This window comes from Streptomyces sp. NPDC107471 (assembly GCF_055582845.1).
This window is the reverse complement of record NZ_JBVJPC010000003.1, coordinates 260,986-277,958: the sequence shown is the minus strand read 5'-3', so window position 1 is coordinate 277,958 and position 16,973 is coordinate 260,986. Positions and strand designations below refer to the sequence as shown.

19 protein-coding genes and 1 tRNA gene are annotated in these 16,973 nt (G+C 72.8%); 13 read left to right on the top strand and 7 right to left on the bottom strand.

Annotated elements, in window-relative coordinates:
- The gene (locus ACZ66S_RS10780; RefSeq protein ID WP_469901149.1) at positions 1 to 537 is read left to right on the top strand and encodes an NUDIX hydrolase family protein; all 537 of its coding nucleotides are present in this window, start codon (positions 1 to 3) and stop codon (positions 535 to 537) included.
- A 19-nt stretch (positions 538 to 556) separates the two neighbouring features.
- Here ACZ66S_RS10780 and ACZ66S_RS10775 read toward each other — a convergent pair whose 3' ends face one another.
- The 3 genes from ACZ66S_RS10775 to ACZ66S_RS10765 form a co-directional block, all read right to left on the bottom strand.
- Complete coding sequence (locus tag ACZ66S_RS10775; protein WP_469901148.1) at positions 557 to 886, bottom strand: DUF2218 domain-containing protein; 330 nt, start codon at positions 884 to 886, stop codon at positions 557 to 559.
- Positions 887 to 993: 107 nt separating this feature from the next.
- Positions 994 to 1,932 carry a carbohydrate kinase family protein gene (locus ACZ66S_RS10770; RefSeq protein WP_469901147.1) on the bottom strand — a complete coding sequence of 313 codons (939 nt, stop codon included), beginning with the start codon at positions 1,930 to 1,932 and terminating at the stop codon, positions 994 to 996.
- The gene (locus ACZ66S_RS10765) at positions 1,929 to 2,606 is read right to left on the bottom strand and encodes a class II aldolase/adducin family protein (RefSeq protein ID WP_469901146.1); all 678 of its coding nucleotides are present in this window, start codon (positions 2,604 to 2,606) and stop codon (positions 1,929 to 1,931) included. Before ACZ66S_RS10765 ends, ACZ66S_RS10770 begins: the two co-directional genes overlap by 4 nt.
- A 75-nt stretch (positions 2,607 to 2,681) precedes the next feature.
- On the opposite strand from ACZ66S_RS10765, the gene ACZ66S_RS10760 reads away from it, so the two are divergent.
- On the top strand, positions 2,682 to 3,359 hold the full coding sequence (locus ACZ66S_RS10760) for a TetR/AcrR family transcriptional regulator (RefSeq protein ID WP_469901145.1): 678 nt from the start codon (positions 2,682 to 2,684) through the stop codon (positions 3,357 to 3,359).
- 25 nt (positions 3,360 to 3,384) lie between these two features.
- The gene (locus ACZ66S_RS10755; RefSeq protein ID WP_469901144.1) at positions 3,385 to 3,672 is read left to right on the top strand and encodes a DUF1905 domain-containing protein; all 288 of its coding nucleotides are present in this window, start codon (positions 3,385 to 3,387) and stop codon (positions 3,670 to 3,672) included.
- Between the two features lie 5 nt (positions 3,673 to 3,677).
- On the opposite strand, the gene ACZ66S_RS10750 is transcribed toward ACZ66S_RS10755, so the two are convergent.
- On the bottom strand, positions 3,678 to 4,334 hold the full coding sequence (locus ACZ66S_RS10750) for a hypothetical protein (protein ID WP_469901143.1): 657 nt from the start codon (positions 4,332 to 4,334) through the stop codon (positions 3,678 to 3,680).
- 129 nt (positions 4,335 to 4,463) lie between these two features.
- On the opposite strand from ACZ66S_RS10750, the gene ACZ66S_RS10745 reads away from it, so the two are divergent.
- Complete coding sequence (locus ACZ66S_RS10745) at positions 4,464 to 5,459, top strand: glycoside hydrolase family 43 protein (protein ID WP_469901720.1); 996 nt, start codon at positions 4,464 to 4,466, stop codon at positions 5,457 to 5,459.
- Between the two features lie 44 nt (positions 5,460 to 5,503).
- On the opposite strand, the gene ACZ66S_RS10740 is transcribed toward ACZ66S_RS10745, so the two are convergent.
- Complete coding sequence (locus ACZ66S_RS10740; RefSeq protein ID WP_469901142.1) at positions 5,504 to 6,163, bottom strand: GntR family transcriptional regulator; 660 nt, start codon at positions 6,161 to 6,163, stop codon at positions 5,504 to 5,506.
- 95 nt (positions 6,164 to 6,258) lie between these two features.
- On the opposite strand from ACZ66S_RS10740, the gene glyA reads away from it, so the two are divergent.
- The 7 genes from glyA to ACZ66S_RS10705 all read left to right on the top strand — a co-directional run bounded on the left by glyA (position 6,259) and on the right by ACZ66S_RS10705 (position 14,647).
- Positions 6,259 to 7,593: a serine hydroxymethyltransferase gene (gene glyA, locus ACZ66S_RS10735; RefSeq protein ID WP_469901141.1), complete on the top strand. Its 1,335-nt coding sequence runs from the start codon at positions 6,259 to 6,261 to the stop codon at positions 7,591 to 7,593.
- On the top strand, positions 7,590 to 8,810 hold the full coding sequence (locus ACZ66S_RS10730) for a sarcosine oxidase subunit beta family protein (RefSeq protein ID WP_469901140.1): 1,221 nt from the start codon (positions 7,590 to 7,592) through the stop codon (positions 8,808 to 8,810). The genes glyA and ACZ66S_RS10730 overlap by 4 nt, the downstream gene beginning before the upstream one ends.
- Before the next feature lie 33 nt (positions 8,811 to 8,843).
- The gene (locus ACZ66S_RS10725; protein WP_469901139.1) at positions 8,844 to 9,125 is read left to right on the top strand and encodes a sarcosine oxidase subunit delta; all 282 of its coding nucleotides are present in this window, start codon (positions 8,844 to 8,846) and stop codon (positions 9,123 to 9,125) included.
- Positions 9,122 to 11,947 carry a sarcosine oxidase subunit alpha family protein gene (locus ACZ66S_RS10720; RefSeq protein WP_469901138.1) on the top strand — a complete coding sequence of 942 codons (2,826 nt, stop codon included), beginning with the start codon at positions 9,122 to 9,124 and terminating at the stop codon, positions 11,945 to 11,947. Before ACZ66S_RS10725 ends, ACZ66S_RS10720 begins: the two co-directional genes overlap by 4 nt.
- Complete coding sequence (locus tag ACZ66S_RS10715) at positions 11,940 to 12,551, top strand: sarcosine oxidase subunit gamma (protein ID WP_469901137.1); 612 nt, start codon at positions 11,940 to 11,942, stop codon at positions 12,549 to 12,551. The genes ACZ66S_RS10720 and ACZ66S_RS10715 overlap by 8 nt, the downstream gene beginning before the upstream one ends.
- A gap of 113 nt (positions 12,552 to 12,664) precedes the next feature.
- Entirely contained in the window at positions 12,665 to 13,639 is a 975-nt protein-coding gene (locus ACZ66S_RS10710; protein WP_469901136.1) for an RNA polymerase sigma factor, read from the top strand.
- A 111-nt stretch (positions 13,640 to 13,750) separates the two neighbouring features.
- Positions 13,751 to 14,647 (top strand): alpha/beta fold hydrolase, encoded by an 897-nt coding sequence (locus ACZ66S_RS10705; protein ID WP_469901135.1) that lies wholly within the window; start codon positions 13,751 to 13,753, stop codon positions 14,645 to 14,647.
- Positions 14,648 to 14,771: 124 nt separating this feature from the next.
- Here ACZ66S_RS10705 and ACZ66S_RS10700 read toward each other — a convergent pair.
- Positions 14,772 to 14,845: transfer RNA gene (locus ACZ66S_RS10700), tRNA-Pro, on the bottom strand.
- A gap of 126 nt (positions 14,846 to 14,971) precedes the next feature.
- Here ACZ66S_RS10700 and ACZ66S_RS10695 point away from each other — a divergent pair.
- Together ACZ66S_RS10695 and ACZ66S_RS10690 are read left to right on the top strand one after the other, a co-directional pair.
- Positions 14,972 to 15,679 (top strand): transketolase, encoded by a 708-nt coding sequence (locus ACZ66S_RS10695; protein ID WP_469901134.1) that lies wholly within the window; start codon positions 14,972 to 14,974, stop codon positions 15,677 to 15,679.
- A gap of 32 nt (positions 15,680 to 15,711) precedes the next feature.
- Positions 15,712 to 16,611, top strand: a complete 900-nt coding sequence (locus tag ACZ66S_RS10690) for a transketolase family protein (RefSeq protein ID WP_469901133.1) — start codon at positions 15,712 to 15,714, stop codon at positions 16,609 to 16,611.
- Here ACZ66S_RS10690 and ACZ66S_RS10685 read toward each other — a convergent pair.
- Positions 16,601 to 16,957, bottom strand: a complete 357-nt coding sequence (locus ACZ66S_RS10685) for an MmcQ/YjbR family DNA-binding protein (RefSeq protein ID WP_469901132.1) — start codon at positions 16,955 to 16,957, stop codon at positions 16,601 to 16,603. The two genes, ACZ66S_RS10690 and ACZ66S_RS10685, sit on opposite strands and share 11 nt — an antisense overlap.
- Between the last annotated feature and the right edge of the window lie 16 nt (positions 16,958 to 16,973).

The following is a 16,973-nucleotide window of genomic DNA, read 5'->3' as shown; positions in this document are numbered from 1 at the left end:
ATGTCTGACTTGACCGAAACCACGCCCGGCTGGCTGAGCGCCGACGATCTCGAGCAGGCGCGCGCCCGGATGCCCATCCTGTACGTCGAGGCCGTGCCCGTGCGCGTCGACGACAGCGGCGAAGTCACGAGCGTCGGCCTGCTGCTGCGCATCGGACCCGACGGAACGGTCAGCAGGACTCTGGTCTCCGGCCGCGTTCTGCACCACGAGCGGGTGCGCGACGCCCTGCTGCGTCACCTGGAGAAGGACCTGGGGCCCGTCGCGCTGCCCCGGATCCCGTCCTCTTTGCAGCCGTTCACGGTGGCGGAGTACTTCCCCACCCAGGGCATCACGCCGTACCACGACCCGCGCCAGCACGCGGTCTCCCTCGCCTACGTCGTCCCGGTGACCGGTGACTGCCGGCCCCGGCAGGACGCCTTGGACCTGGTGTGGTTCAGTCCGCAGGAGGCGCTGTCGCCGGCGGTGGCGAGCGAGATGCCCGGCGGTCACGGGGTGCTGCTCAAGCAGGCGCTGGCGCACGTGGGCTGCGCGCTCTGAGACCTCCGCCGGCCCCCGGTCAGTCGGTCTCCTTGCGCTGGGTCGTGCCGGGCCGGCCGCCGTCCCGGGTCCACTCGACGACGAGTTCGTCCTTGCTGCCGAAGCGGACCAGGTGGCTGCCGACGACACCCTCCAGCAGGTCGAGGTGTTCGGACTCCGTCTCCAGCGTCAGCAGCAGCGCGCCCTCGGTGGCGGTGAGGGAGCCCCTGCCCCCGTTCTGGAAGCGCAGGCTGCCCTCACCGCTCTCCTCGTCCCACGTGGTCTCGCTGCGGCGCCCGAGGTGCGAGGCGAGCTGCTTGGCGTAGCGGTGCGGGCGGTCGGTGGCGACCCGGGCTTCGGAGCGGGGCATGGGTTCTCCCAGGAGTGCGGTGGGGCGGTACGGATCCGATGCTGCCGCAACACCGGCCGTACGACGCCCATTCCGCACCCTTCGCGCACCGCAAGGTATGGCTGCGCCTAGGAGCGGGTCCCGCTGGTCATGGAGAACTCGTCGGCCTCCGCCAGGTCGAAGTCGCCGTGGTCGCTGCCCAGGCCCCGCGCCACCAGTGCCGCCGCGGCACAGCCCAGGACCGCCGCCTCGCGCGGTGTGCGGTCCAGGCTCATGCCGCGCAGGAAGCCCGCCGAGAAGGCGTCGCCGCAGCCGGTGGTGTCGACGACCTCGACCTCGAAGGCGGGCACCGTCTCCGTGCCCGACGCGGTGACCAGGAGGGCGCCGTCGCCGCCCCGGGTGACCGCGACCAGACCCACCCCGCCTGCCAGGAACTTCTTGGCGCCGGTGACGACGTCGTGCTCCTCGCTGAAGCCGAGGACCTGGTCCTCGTTGGGGAGCAGGAAGTCGACGTACGGGAGCAGCGGTTCGATCTGGTCGAAGGTGCCGAGCGCGCCCGGGGCGAGGAGGTCCACCGAGGTGACCACGTCGTGCTCCTTGGCGTGCGCCAGGATGCGGGCGGCGACGTCGGCGCCGATCAGCTCGGGTCCGCCGAGGTGCAGGTGGCTCGCCTCGGCGACCGCGTCCCAGGGCACGTCGTCGAGGCCGTAGGTGATGTTGGCGCCGAGCAGGTGGAGGGTGGGGCGGTCGCCGTTGGGGCGGATCGGCAGGACGGTCGCGGAGGTGGAGGTGTCGATCCGGCGGACGAGCAGCGAGGTGTCGATGCCCGCCTTGTCGAGGAGCGCCGTGAGCAGGTCGCCCGTCGGGTCGGCGCCGATCGCGCCGGCGGTGCGCACCGAGGCGCCCAGCTTGGCGAGGGTGAGGGCGGTGCCCGCGGCCGTGCCGGCGGCGGTCATCCGGATGTCCTCGACGAGGGTCGCGCCCTGTCCCTCGGGTATCTCCTCGACCGGCCGGACCAGGACGTCCAGCACGTGCACGCCCATGGTGACCACGTTCTGCGCCTTCATCGGGTTCCCTCCTGTGCGGATTGCGTGGTGCCGTAGTTGCGGGCGAGGGCTGCCTCGATCACCGCGATCTGCTGCTGTTCGTCGAGGACGCGGGGCTGTCCCAGGGCGGCCGCGCGCTGGTACACACCGCAGGCCCACTCCAGGAGCAGGGCGTGCTCGACCGCCTTGTCGAGGGTGGGGGCGTGGGTGACGGCCCCGTGGTTGGCCATCAGGGCGGCGCCCCGGCCCTCCAGTGCGGTGAGGACGGACTCGGCGAGTTCCGGGGTGCCGAAGGTGGCGTAGGGCGCGACCCGGACGGTGCCGCCGAGGGCCAGCAACTGGTAGTGGACGCAGGGCAGTTCGTCGAGGACGAGGGAGAGGGCGGTGGCCATCGGGGCGTGGGTGTGCACGACCGCGCCGGTGCCGTAGCGGCGGTAGACGCCCAGGTGCAGGTCGAGTTCCGAGGTCGGCAGGAGGCCGCCGGTCACGAGCTCCCCGTCGAGGTCGACGACGGTCACCTGGTCCGGGGTGAGCTCGGCCAGGATCGCGCCGGTCGCGGTGATCGCCACGCGGTCCCCGACGCGGACGCTGACGTTCCCCGCCGTACCGATGAGCAGTCCCTCGGCCCCCAGGCGGCGGCAGGCGGCGGCCACGGCGGCCCGCTCCTCGCTCAGCGCCGGGCTTGAGTCGGTCATGCGCGCGACGCTAACCTAAACCTGAAACAAAGTCACGTTCACGTTCGGAGGTCGTCGCGTGAGGTCGTCCCGTGGATGAGCGGAGGTCGTCCCGTGGCTGAGTCCGTCCCGGACACCGACCCGGCCGCATGGATCGCCTCCCTGCGGCGCACTCCCCAACAGGCCCGCAGCCGGGCCCGGTTGGCCAGGGTGCTCGAAGCCGCGGAACGCATCCTGGTGGAGGAGGGCGTCGAGTCGCTCACCACGACCCGGATCGCGTCCGAGGCCCGGGTGTCGGTGGGCTCGCTCTACCAGTACCTGCCCGACCGCGGGGCGATCATCGAGGCGCTCGCGGCGGGCTACTTCGCGAAACTGGAAGCGGCGATGGACGCGCTGGTGGAGGCCGCGGCCGTCGAGCGCTGGCAGGACCCGGTGGGTGTCCTCGTCGACGTGTACGCCGAGATCTACCGCATCGAACACGGCTTCCGCGCCCTGTGGTTCGGCAGCGGGCTGACCGAGCGGACCCGGGCCGCGGACCGCGAGCACAAGCACCGGATGGCCGACGGGATCCGCCGCATCCTGCTCGCGCTGCACCTCGCCGAGGACGACGAGACCCTCGCCCGCGTCTGCCACGCCGCGCTCCTGGCCGCCGACGCCCTCGCCCAGGAGGCGTTCCGCCGGGACACCAAGGGGGACGCGGCGCTCCTGGAGGAGGCGAAGATCATGCTGCGCGGCTATCTCACGGACATCGCGGCGCGGTACAGACTGTCCTGACGTCGTCGGGACAAGAGGGGGTCTCGTGCAACTCGCCTTCACCGGCCGGGTGATCGAATGGCGGGGCCCGGCCCCCTACTACTTCGTGCCGGTTCCCGACCAGGAGTCCTCCGACATCGGCGAGGTGGCTCGCATGGCCACCTACGGCTGGGGCGTGATCCCGGTCGAGGCCCGGATCGGCGAGGTCGCCTTCACGACCTCCCTGTTCCCGAAGGACGGCGGTTATCTGCTGCCCCTGAAGAACGCGGTGCGGGTGCCGGAGGGGCTCGCCGCGGGGGACGACGTGCGCGTCGAGATGACGGTCCGCTTCTGACGCGGTCACGGGGACGCGGACCGGGCACCGCCGGCATCCGTCCAGCCCCGGCTCAGGGCGAGCCGTCCGGACCGGTGTGCTGCCCGCTGTGCGCTCACCCAGCGCACCACCGCTGCCGCGGACGCCGTGGGCGGCTGGTCGGTCGTGTCGACCAGGTGGGTGTGCCAGCGCGGGTCGTCGGCGGCCCATGACGTCCAGCGGTGCCAGGCCATCTCCGGCCAGCCGCCGTCGACGACGGCCTCGGGCAGATGCCGGGGGTCACCGGCGTGCCCACGGTGCCAGGCGGCCCAGCCGAGAAAGGCCTCGACCGCCGGGGCGTCCCATCGGCCGGGGTCCCGCCGGGCGAGCCTGGCGCGCCGGGTGTCGTCGTCGACGTCGACCAGGCATACGGCGATCCCGTCCAGGAGCGGCGCGGACGGGACGGCCAGCACCTCGCCGAGCGGCGACTGCCCGGTCAGCAGAAGATCGATTCCGCGGTCCTGGTAGTCCAGCGCACGCCGCACCCACCACTCGGTCGCGCGGTGCCGCCAGTGCGGCCCGGGGTGGTCGGGAACCCCGATCTCGTCGAAGTCGTGCACGGCGATCCCCGGGAACCTGTCGGCCGCGGCCAGGGCGAGCGTGGACTTGCCGGAACAACTGGAACCCGTCAGCTTGAGCAGCACCAGCCCAGCGTGACAGACGACGCCGCGGCGCCCGAACGCATTTTCCCCGGGGGCCGGCCCGGCAGCCGCACCCGCACGGCGCCGTATCGTTCGGCCGTGACCGACACCGAGCCCCTGCGGCTGCCCGAGATGCTGTTGCACGATCCGTTCGTCGTCGCGGACGAGGAGACAGGGACCTACTACCTGTACACGTCCAACGAACCGTCAGTGTCGGGTGTGGAGGGGGTCGGGACGATGGTCTACCGCAGCCGGGACCTGCGGGACTGGACGCGGCCCGTCGTGGTGTTCCGGACGGCCGAGCAGGAGGGGATCTGGGCGCGGGACGGCGGCTGGGCGCCGGAGGTGCACGCCTGGAATGGCAGGTACTACCTGTTCACCACCCTGCACGACGAGAACCGGGTGCTGCCGGTGCCGCCGGCCGGTCGCTGGGGCACGCCCTTCGCGCTGCCGAACCACGCCCGCGGCACGGTGACCGCCGTGTCCGACTCGCTGCTCGGGCCCTTCACCGTCGTCGACCCGTCCGGGCCCACCCCGCCCGCCGGGCTCATGACCCTGGACGGCACCCTCCACGTCGACCCGGACGGGCAGCCCTGGATGGTGTACGCGCACGAGTGGCTCCAGACCGTCGACGGCACGATGGAGGCCGTCCGGCTGGCCCCCGATCTGACCCGGACGGTCGGCGAGCCCGTCTTCCTGTTCAAGGGGTCGGACGCGTTCTGGCTCGGTGAGCAGATCCCCGCGGGCGTCCCGCACCAGCTCGCGCCCTACGTCACCGACGGCCCGCAGCTCCACCGCACCCCTGACGGCGCCCTGCTCATGCTGTGGTCGACGTACGAGAAGAACACGGCCGGCGCCGACGGCACCGTCAGCGGCGGGTACGTGCAGACCTACGCCGTCTCCAGGTCGGGTGCGCTGACCGGCCCCTGGGAGCAGCGCCGGCCGCTGGTCCGGGAGGACAGCGGGCACGGCATGCTGTTCCGGGCCTTCGACGGCCGGCTGATGATGATCCTCCACCGCCCCTTCGAGAACGCGCGCGGGAAGCTGTACGAGATGCGGATCGAGGGTGACGAGCTGCGGGTGGTGCGGCAGTGCACCGACCTCGACGGCGACGGGGCCGACGTCTGAGGCCGGCGGGACGGGCGCCGGACTCGCTCGGGGACCGCCCTGCCTCACATCGCCCCGCGGATCGCCTGCTCGAACCCCTCCACATGGCTGCGCGCCAACCGCGCCGCCCGGTCCGCGTCGCCCGAGACGATCGCCTCGATCAGCGGTCCGTGTTCCTCGACATGGCCGGCCATGTCCGACAGCCGGTCCACGAACAGGCACCAGATACGGGTCGCGAGGTTGTCGTGGCGGACGAGAGTGTCCTCCAGGTACGGGTTGTGCGTGGCCGTGTAGATGGCGCGGTGGACCTGGAGGTCCAGGTGCATGAGATCGGCGGAGTCCCGCCCAGGGGCCCCGCCGGTGGCGAGTTCGCGCCGCAGGGCCGTCAGGTGCGCGCGGTCGGTGGCCGTGGCGCGGCGCGCGGCCTGTGCCGCGGCCAGTGGTTCCAGCTCCTGGCGGACCTCGGAGATGTGGGCGAGGTCGGTGATGTTGACCTCGGTGGCGAAGGTGCCGCGCCGGGGGTAGGTCGTGATCAGGCGCTCGTACTGGAGTCGCTTGAGTGCCTCGCGCACGGGGGTGCGGCCGACGCCGAGGGACTGCCCGAGCTGCTCCTCGTTGATCGGCGCGCCGGGCCGGATCTCCAGCATGACGAGCCGGTCCCGGATGGCGCGGTACGCGCGCTCGGCGAGCGACAGCTCCTCGATCTCGGTCGCGACCTGCTCCATGGATGCCCCCTTGACCTGTGCGGCGAGCTCCCATACCTTACCGCACAGGCTGATATATCAGTTGCTCATTAGCCGGCTCCCAGGATGGTGCACAGATGGCAACGTGTACGCCGCCCACCTCGCCGCTCACCACGCCCGCCTCGCCCACCAGCCCCGCCTCGCCGCTCTCCCTCCCCCTCGGCGCACTCGACCCGGACGTCGCCGCCGCCGTGGCCGCCGAACTGCACCGCCAGCAGTCCACGCTGGAGATGATCGCCTCGGAGAACTTCGCCCCGGCCGCCGTGCTGGAGGCCCAGGGGTCCGTCCTGACCAACAAGTACGCCGAGGGCTACCCCGGCCGTCGCTACTACGGCGGCTGCGAACACGTCGACGTGGTCGAGCAGTTGGCCATCGCCCGGGTGAAGGAGCTCTTCGGCGCCGAGGCCGCGAACGTACAGCCGCACTCGGGCGCCCAGGCCAACGCGGCCGCGATGTCCGCCCTGCTGGAGCCCGGTGACACGATCCTCGGCCTCGACCTGGCGCACGGCGGCCATCTGACCCACGGGATGCGCCTCAACTACTCGGGCAAGCTGTACGACGTCGTGCCGTACCACGTGCGCGCGTCCGACCTGCGCGTCGACATGGACGAGGTCGAGCAGCTCGCCCTCGCGCACCGGCCGAAGATGATCGTCGCGGGCTGGTCCGCCTACCCCCGGCAGCTCGACTTCGCGGAGTTCCGCCGGATCGCCGACGCGGTGGGCGCGTATCTGCTGGTGGACATGGCGCACTTCGCGGGCCTGGTCGCCGCGGGCCTGCACCCCAACCCGGTGCCGTACGCCGACGTCGTCACGACCACCACCCACAAGACCCTCGGCGGCCCGCGCGGCGGTGTCGTGCTCAGCCGCGCCGGCCTGGCCAAGAAGGTCGACTCGGCGGTCTTCCCCGGTCAGCAGGGCGGCCCGCTGCAACACGTGATCGCGGCGAAGGCGGTGGCCTTCAAGGTCGCGGCGGGCGAGGAGTTCAGGGAGCGTCAGCGGCGCACGCTGCGGGGCGCGAAGTTGCTCGCGGGCCGGCTCCTGGCCGACGACGTGGCCGAGGCCGGGATCACCGTCCTGACCGGCGGCACCGAGGTCCACCTGGTCCTCGTCGACCTGAGGAGGTCCGAGCTCGACGGGAGGCGGGCCGAGGACCGGCTGCACCGCATCGGCATCACCGTGAACCGCAACGCCGTACCGTTCGACCCGCGCCCGCCGATGGTGTCCTCGGGGCTGCGGATCGGCACGCCCGCCCTGGCCACCCGCGGCTTCGGCGCGACGGAGTTCCGCGAGGTCGCCGATGTCGTCGCCGAGTCCCTCAAGGGCGAACGCCCCGAGGACGAACTGCGCGCCCGGGTCGAGAAGCTCGCCGCCGCCTTCCCCCTCTACCCCCACCTCGACGGAGGCGCGGCATGACCGCCGAACCGCTGCCCGAGCACCCGGACTTCCTCTGGCGCAACCCGGACCCGAAGCGGTCGTACGACGTCGTCGTCGTCGGCGCGGGCGGCCACGGTCTCGCCACCGCCTACTACCTCGCCAGGAACCACAGCATCACCGATGTGGCCGTTCTGGAGAAGGGCTGGCTCGCGGGCGGCAACATGGCCCGCAACACCACGATCATCCGCTCCAACTACCTCTGGGACGAGAGCGCGGCGATCTACGAGCACGCGCTGAAGCTGTGGGAGCGGCTCCCGGAGGAACTGGACTACGACTTCCTGTTCAGCCAGCGCGGTGTCCTCAACCTCGCGCACACCCTCCAGGACGTCCGCGAGGGCATGCGCCGCGTGGGCGCCAACCGCCTCAACGGGGTCGACGCCGAGTGGCTGGAGCCGGACGAGGTCGCCAAGGTCTGCCCCATCCTCAACGTCTCCTCCCGCACCCGGTACCCGGTCCTCGGTGCCACCTTCCAGCCCCGGGCCGGCATCGCCAAGCACGACCACGTCGCCTGGGCGCTGGCCCGCCGCGCGGACGAGCTGGGCGTGGACCTGATCCAGGGCTGCGAGGTCACCGGCTTCCTCAAGGACGGCGACCGGGTCGTGGGCGTGGAGACGAACCGCGGCCGCATCCACGCCGGCCGGGTCGGTCTCGCGGCCGCCGGGCACAGCAGCGTGCTGGCCGAGCGGGCGGGCATCCGGCTGCCGGTGCAGTCCCACCCGCTCCAGGCCCTGGTCTCCGAACTGCACGAGCCGGTGCACCCGACCGTCGTCATGTCGAACCACGTCCACGTCTACGTCTCGCAGGCCCACAAGGGCGAGTTGGTGATGGGCGCGGGCGTCGACGCGTACAACGGCTACGGTCAGCGCGGCTCGTTCCATGTGATCGAGCAGCAGATGGCCGCCGCCGTCGAGCTGTTCCCGGTCTTCGCGCGGGCCCATGTGCTGCGCACCTGGGGCGGCATCGTCGACGTCACCCCGGACGCCTCCCCGGTCATCGGCCGCACGCCCCTGGCGAACCTGTACGTCAACTGCGGCTGGGGCACGGGCGGTTTCAAGGCGACCCCGGCGGCCGGCTGGACCTTCGCGCACACCATCGCCACCGGCGAGCCGCATCCGCTGAACGCCCCCTTCGCCCTCGACCGTTTCACGACCGGCGCGTTGATCGACGAGCACGGCGCCGCGGCCGTGGCGCACTGAGCATCGACGCCCTGCGCCATTGAGGAGAACGCCGTGCTGCTGATCACGTGCCCCTGGTGCGGTCCGCGCAACGAGACGGAGTACCGCTACGGCGGACAGGCCCACGTCCCCCACCCGGAGTCCCCCGCCGACCTCACCGACGAGCAGTGGGCCGAGTACGTCTTCTTCCGCGACAACCCCAAGGGCCCCTTCGCGGAACGGTGGATGCACAGCGTCGGCTGCCGCCGCTGGTTCAACGTCCTGCGCGACACCGCCACCCACGAGGTGCTGACCTCGTACCGGCTCGACGAGCCACGCCCCGGAGGGAACCGATGACCGACCAGCGTTTCCGGCTGCCGCGAGGCGGCCGCGTCGACCGCAGCAGGCTGCTGCGCTTCACCGTCGACGGACGGGAGTTGACCGGTCACCCCGGTGACACCCTGGCCTCGGCGATGCTGGCGAACGGACTCGTCGAGGTCGCCCCCTCGCTCTACCGCGTCCGCCCGCGCGGCATCGTCGCCGCGGGCGTCGAGGAGCCCAACGCCCTGGTGCAACTGGCCGGTTCGTGCTCGGAGGGCATGCTCCCGGCGACGACGGTCGAGCTGTACGACGGCCTGTCCGCCACCACGCTCTCCGGGATGGGCCGGCTCGACCCCACTCCGGACCCCGCGGTCTACGACAAGAAGTACGTCCACACCGACGTGCTGGTCGTCGGCGCCGGACCGGCGGGCCTCGCGGCGGCCGCCGCTGCCGCCGCCTCCGGGGCCCGCGTGATCCTCGTCGACGAGCAGCCCGAGCCGGACGCCCGGGAGGGGGCCGAGGAACTGCGCGCGGCCCTCGACGCCGCCCCCGAAGCCGTCGTCCTGCACCGGACCACGGCCTTCGGGTCGTACGACGACAACTACGTGCTGGCGCTCCAGCGGCGCACCGACCACCTCGGTGCCGACGCGCCCGCGGGTGTCTCGCGGCAGCGGTTGTGGCACATCCGCGCCCGGCAGGTCGTCCTCGCGACCGGCGCGCACGAACGCCCGCTGGTCTTCGCGGGCAACGACCGGCCCGGTGTGATGCTCGCCGGGGCCGTGCGCACCTACCTCGACCGGTACGCCGTGGCGCCCGGTTCGCGGGCCGTGGTGGGCACGACCGGCGACAGCGCCTACGACACGGTCGCCGGTCTGCACGCGGCGGGCATCGACATCGCGGCCGTGGTGGACGCCCGGCCCGAACTGTCCGACCGGGCGGCCGAGGTGGGGGCGGCGACGGGCGTGCGGGTGCTGACGGGCAGCGCGGTGGTCGACACCTCCGGCGACCACCGGCTCACCGGCGTCACCGTGCGGGCCCTGGACGCCGAGGGCCGGCTCGCCGGCGGGCCCGAGTCGTTCGACTGCGATCTGCTCGCCGTGTCGGGCGGCTGGAGTCCGGTGGTGCACCTGCACTCCCAGCGCCAGGGCAGGCTGCGCTGGGACGCGGACCTCGTCGCGTTCGTGCCGGACGGGACGGTACGCGACCAGCAGGTCGTGGGGGCGGCCCGGGGGACGTACGACCTCGACGGCTGTCTGGCCGAGGGGGCGCGGGCCGGAGCGCTGGCGGCGACGGCGGCGGGCTTCCCGGTGCCCGTGCCGGCCGAGGGCGCGCGGCGCGCGCCCGGTCCGACGCGCGCCCTGTGGCTGGTGCCCGCCTCCGAGGGCGAACCCGGCGCCTGGGACAGCCACTTCGTCGACCTCCAGCGCGATGTCACGGTCGCCGACATCTGGCGCTCCACCGGTGCCGGGATGCGCGGTGTCGAGCACGTCAAGCGGTACACCTCGCTCGGCACGGCGAACGACCAGGGCAAGACGTCCGGGGTCAACGCGATCGGGGTGATCGCCGAGGCCCTCGGCGGTTCCCTGGACGAGATCGGCACCACGGCCTACCGGGCGCCGTACACGCCGATCGCCTTCGCCGCCCTGGCGGGGCGTGAACGCGGCGCGCTGTTCGACCCGGAGCGGACCACGTCGATCCACGGCTGGCATGTGGCGCACGGCGCGGAGTTCGAGGACGTCGGGCAGTGGAAGCGCCCCCGGTACTACCCGCAGGCCGGTGAGGACATGGACGCGGCCGTGGCGCGCGAGTGCCGGGCGGCACGGGAGGGGGTGGCGTTCATGGACGCCTCCACCCTCGGCAAGATCGAGATCCGGGGCGCGGACGCGGGCGAGTTCCTCAACCGGATCTACACCAACGCCTTCAAGAAGCTGAAGCCCGGCACGGGGCGCTACGGCGTGATGTGCAAGCCCGACGGCATGATCTTCGACGACGGTGTCACGCTCCGGCTCGACGACGAGCGCTACTTCATGACCACCACGACCGGCGGCGCCGCGAACGTCCTGGACTGGCTGGAGGAGTGGCTCCAGACCGAGTGGCCCGAACTCGACGTGCACTGCACCTCGGTGACCGAGCAGTGGGCGACGATCGCCGTGGTGGGCCCGCAGTCGCGCGCGGTCGTCGCCCATCTCGCCCCGGACATCGACCTGTCGAACGAGGCCTTCCCGTTCATGGCCTTCCGCGAGACCACCCTGGCCTCCGGCGTCCCGGCCCGGATCTGCCGGATCTCCTTCTCCGGCGAGCTGGCCTACGAGATCAACGTCTCGGCCTGGTACGGCCTTTCGGTCTGGGAGGAGGTGGACGCGGTCGGCAGGCCGTACGGCATCACCCCGTACGGCACCGAGGCGATGCACGTCCTGCGGGCCGAGAAGGGCTACATCATCGTCGGCCAGGACACCGACGGGACGGTCACCCCGCAGGACGCGGGCATGAGCTGGGCGGTCTCCCGGCAGAAGGACTTCATCGGCAAGCGGTCCTTCGCCCGCACCGACACCTCCCGCACCGACCGCAAGCAGTTGGTCGGCCTGCTCCCGGCCGACCGCACCACCCGGCTGCCCGAGGGCACCCAACTCGTCGCCCCGGACGTCGACTTGGGGACGGTCCCGGTGCCGATGCTCGGCCATGTCACCTCCAGCTACCACAGCCCGGCCCTCGGCCGGCCCTTCGCCCTCGCCCTGGTCGCCGGCGGACAGGCCAGGAAGGGCCAGACCCTGCTCGCCCCGGTGGGCGAGGCGCTGGTGCCGGTCGAGGTGACCGACTTCGTCCTCTACGACCCCGAAGGGACCAGGCGAGATGGCTGAACCGAGCACGGCGGGCCCGGTGGCCCTGCGCACCAGTCCGCTGTCCCACCTGGAGGAGCTGCTGCGCGCCGCCGCCGTCACCGGCCCCCGGGGCGTCACGCTGGCCGAACTGCCCTTCCTCACCATGGTGAACGTGCGTGTCGACCCCGCCTCCGAGGCGGCCGACCGGATCGGGGCGGCCCTGGGTGCGCCGCTGCCCCGGCGCTGCGGCGACACCGCCGGACACGGCGACCGTACGGCCGTCTGGCTGGGCCCCGACGAGTGGCTCGTCGTCTCCCGGACCGACGCCGCGATCGTGACCGGGGAGCTGCGGGAGGCCCTCGGGGCCGACCCCGGCTCGGTCGTGGACGTGTCGGCGAACCGCACCACCCTGGAGCTGAGCGGCCCCTCGGCGCGGGAGGTCCTGGAAAAGGGCAGCCCGCTGGACCTGCACCCCCGCGCCCTGGGCCCCGGCCGCGCGGTGTCGACCACGGTCGGCCCCGTCGCGGTCCTGCTGTGGCAGACCGACGACACCCCGACCTACCGTCTGCTGCCCCGGTCGTCGTTCGCCGACTACCTGGCCCGCTGGCTCGTCGACGCGATGAGCGAGTACGGCCGACCGTGAACACACCGGTGTGTCCGCGCACACGTGTCCCCCTCCCCCTCACACGTGATCGCCAGGTGTCCCGCAGCGGTTAAGGTCGTTGTGGACAGGTGTCACGGCCGGGAGGGCAAGGGATGAGCGGGATGGCGGGGGACGCCGGCCCGGCGCGGGACGCGGCACTGACCCGGGCCGCGCAGGCGGGTGACGTGACGGCTGTGGCCCTGCTGCTGGAGCGGCACCGGCCGGGGATGCGCGCGGTGGCGCTCAGTCTGCTCGGGCCGGGGCCGGACGTGGACGACGTGCTCCAGGAGGCGGCGCTGGTCGCGCTGCGCCGGATCGTGGACGTCCGCGACCCGGAGGCGGTGGGGCCGTGGCTGCGCATGGTGGTGCGCAACGCCTGCCGGACACTGCTGCGCGCCTCCCGCCGGGTCGAGCCCGTGGAGACGGTGCCGGCCCGGCCGTACGACACCGCCCTGTCGTCTCCCGAGGAGGTCCTGCAGAGCCATGCGCTGCGGGACTGGGTGTGGGAGGCCGTCGAGTCCCTGTCCCCGACCCTGCGGCTGCCGGTCGTGCTGCGCTACTTCTCCACCGGGATCACCTCGTACCAGCAGGTGGCGGAGGCCTGCGCGGTTCCCGTGGGCACCGTGCGCAGCCGGCTCGGCCAGGCGCGCCGCGCCCTCGCCCGGGCGCTCACCGCCACCGCGGCCACCGCCCACGGTGACGTGGCCCGGCGTACCGAGGCGAGCTGGCAGGAGGCGCGCGCGACGCTCGCGGCCGCCGAGCGCGGCGAGTTCGCCAGGGTGGTCAGGGACCGCTACTCCCCCGAGGTGTCGCTGCTCGCCGGCGGCCGCCGCCTGGGCGGGGCCGAACTCATGCTGGCCGGGATGGACGGCGACCTCTCGGCGGGTGTGCGCCAGCGTCCCGTGCACGTGGTGGCCGGACGGTCGCTTGTCGTCTGGGAGATGGAGCTGGTCAACCCGCCCGACGCACCGGACCACTGCCCGCCCGGTGTCGCCTGGATCATGTCCCTCGACGGCGGCCGTTTCGACCGCGTCAGCCTCCATCACGCGGCCCGGCCCGGGGCCGCGTCCGCGTCCGCCGCGGCCTGACTCGGCCCGCGCCACGGGGAGTGGCGCAGGTCACAGGCCGCCGATACGACTTCTCGGCCTCCGGTGCGTCCTGTCGGTGTCACAGCCACCCGCGGACCCTTGGAGATCCCGATGAGCACCCACACCGACCCCCTGTCCCCCGGCACCCACACGTACCGGACGGGCGGCATCGTCCAGCGCTACCACGTCCACGGCAGCGGCCCGGTGTGCGTGGCGCACCCGGGCGGTCCCGGCATCTTCTGGGAGTACCTGCGCATGCCGGCTCTCGAGGAGCACCTGACGATGGTCTACGTCGAGCCGGTGGGCACCGCGGAGGACAGCCGTCTGCCCTCGCACCCGCACGGCTACACCCGGGAGCGCTACAGCCGTTTCCTCCAGGTCCTGATCAACCGCCTCGGAGTGTCCGGGGTGCATCTGCTGGGGCATTCGCACGGCGCGTTCGTGGCCGCCCATCACGCCCTGCACCGGCCCGGGCAGGTGAAGGGTGTCGTGCTGTACGAGGGCGCGCCCGCCACCGGTCCCGAACACGGCGCGGAGGCGGCCCGCCGGGTGGAGGCGTTCGCCGCGGAACACGCCGGCCACCCCGGACTGCCCGACGTCATGGCCGCGTTCGGCGCGATGGCCCACATCTCCAGCGACGAGCAGACGGTGGCGGTCGCCCGCGGTGTGCTGCCCTCGTACTTCGCCGACTACTGGGGCGACGAGGAGCGACTGGCCCCGTTCCGGGACGCGGTCCGGGCCACGTACATCTCGGGCCTGGACGAGGACCTCGTGCCCGAGGCGATCGACGACCGCGCCGCGCTGAAGGGCCTGGAGCCGCCCGCCCTGGTCGTCGTGGGCCGGCACGACGTCATCTGCGGCCCGCGCTGGGCGTTCGAGATGGACGAGCTGATCCCCGACTCGCGGCTGCTGGTGCTCGAGAACAGCGGGCACATGGGGCACGTCGAGGAGCCCGAGCTGTTCGCGGAGGCGGTCCGCGACTTCGTCCTGCGGACCGGTGCCGTGTAGGCCCGGGCAGGACGTCGCGACGTGCGCCGGCCGGGCTTCCGGGCCGGCGCACCCGCCCCGGGCCGGGGGGAGGCACACGAAAAAGGCCCCCGCAGGCTCTCGCCTGCGAAGACCTTTCGCACCGTCGGGACGACAGGATTTGAACCTGCGACCCCTTGACCCCCAGTCAAGTGCGCTACCAAGCTGCGCCACGTCCCGGTGCCCGTCTGACCTGGGGTTTCCCCGGGCCGAACGCGCAGAGAAACCATACCGCACTCGGGTCGGTGGTCGCGCACTCCTTTCCCGCTTGACCTCGACTTTGGTTGAGGTTGCACGATCGTCCGCATGACCATCACCGAGGAACGCGGACGGACGTACGACTACGAGGACCTGCCCCGGCTCATGGGGCTGATGACGGGCGACGAGAAGCACGGACCGGCGGCCACGTCCACGCTGGACGTGCTGTGGGTGCTCTACGACCGCGTGCTGCGGGTGCGCCCGGAGCGACCCGAGGACCCCGGGCGGGACCGGTTCCTGCTGTCCAAGGGGCACGGGCCGATGGCGTACTACGCGGTGCTGGCCGCGAAGGGGTTCGTGCCCGTGGACTGGCTGCCCGGGTTCGGCGCGTACGACTCGCCGCTCGGTCACCACCCGGACCGCGTGCTGGTGCCGGGGGCCGAGATCGGCAGCGGGTCGCTCGGCCACGGGCTGCCGATCGGCGTCGGCACCGCGTTGGGGCTGCGTGCCCAGGGCCTCGCCGATCCTCGGGTGTGGGTGCTGGTCGGGGACGCCGAGCTGGACGAGGGCAGCAACCATGAGGCGATCGCCTTCGCCGGGCCCGCCGGGCTCGACCGCCTGCACACCGTCGTCGTCGACAACGCCTCCGCCAGTCATGCCCGGCCCGGCGGGATCGCGGCCCGGTTCGAGGCCGCGGGCTGGTCCGCGGTCACCGTGGACGGCCGTGACCACGAGGCGCTGTACGCCGCCTTCACCGCGCCGCATCCGGGCCGGCCGCACGCGGTCGTGGCCCGCGTCGAGCCGAAGTCCGCCTGAGGATCCTGATCCCGAGAGAGGTTCACCGCTCCATGGACACCATGCGTGAGCGTTTCACCACCGTCGTGTCGGGACTGCTGGACGAGGAGCCCCGGGTCGCGGTCGTCCTCGCCGAGATCGGCAGGGACGGCTTCACCGACGCGGCCCGCCGCCATCCCGACCGGGTCGTCAACGTCGGCATCCGCGAACAGCTCCTCGTCGGGGCGGGCGCGGGCCTGGCGCTGACCGGACTGCGGCCTGTGCTGCACACGTTCGCCAGCTTCCTCGTCGAGCGGCCCTTCGAGCAGGTCAAGCTGGACCTCGGCCACCAGGACACGGGGGCGGTCCTGGTGAGCGCGGCCGCGTCCTTCGACTGGCCCGCGGGCGGGTACACGCACATGGCACCCGGCGATGTGGCCCTGCTGGACACCCTCGACGGGTGGACGGTCCATGTGCCGGGCCATCCCGACGAGGCCGAGACCCTGCTCCGGCACGCCGTCGCCGCGGGCGACGACAAGGTGTACGTACGGCTGTCCCTCCAGGCCAACCGGGCGGCGCTCCCCGTCGACGGCGAACGCTTCCGCACCGTGCGCGAGGGACGCTCCGGGGTGGTGGTGGCCGTCGGACCGATGCTCGACGAGGTGATCGCCGCCACCGAGGGCCTCGATGTCACCGTCCTGTACGCGACGACCGTCCGGCCCTTCGACGCGGCCGCGCTGCACCGGGCGACCGGGGCCGCGCGCGCCGATGTCGTCCTGGTCGAGCCCTATCTGGCGGGCACGTCGACCGGGGCGGCGAACGACGCGCTGGCCGATGTGCCGCACCGGGTGCTGGGCCTGGGCGTGGGCCGCCGTGAGCTGCGGCGGTACGGCACGATCGAGGAACACGTCACCGCGCACGGGCTGGACGCGCGGTCGCTGCGGGAGCGGATCGGCGCCTTCCTCACCCTCTAGGCAGCCCCAGCTCCGGGTAGGCGTCGAGCAGCCGGGTCGGGGCCGCCTGCCGCCAGGAGTCGGCGAGGATGTCCCGCAGTTCGCCCTCGTCCTCGATGGCGGCGAGCCGGGCGCGCACCCACGCGAACTGCGCCTCGTGGTCGGCGATCCAGAACTTGTCCGGCTCGGCCAGCACCAGCTCGTCGCGCTCCTCCTTGGGGCAGCGCACGGCGATGGAGGTCTCGTCCTCGGGCAGCGTGGCGAACATCTTGTCCGCGACCCGGAACGTGGGCATGCTCCAGGCGATCTTCTCCGTCGTGTCCGGCAGGGACAGGGCGACTCGGCGTACGTCTTCGGCGTCCGGCATGACAGGAACCGTAGCG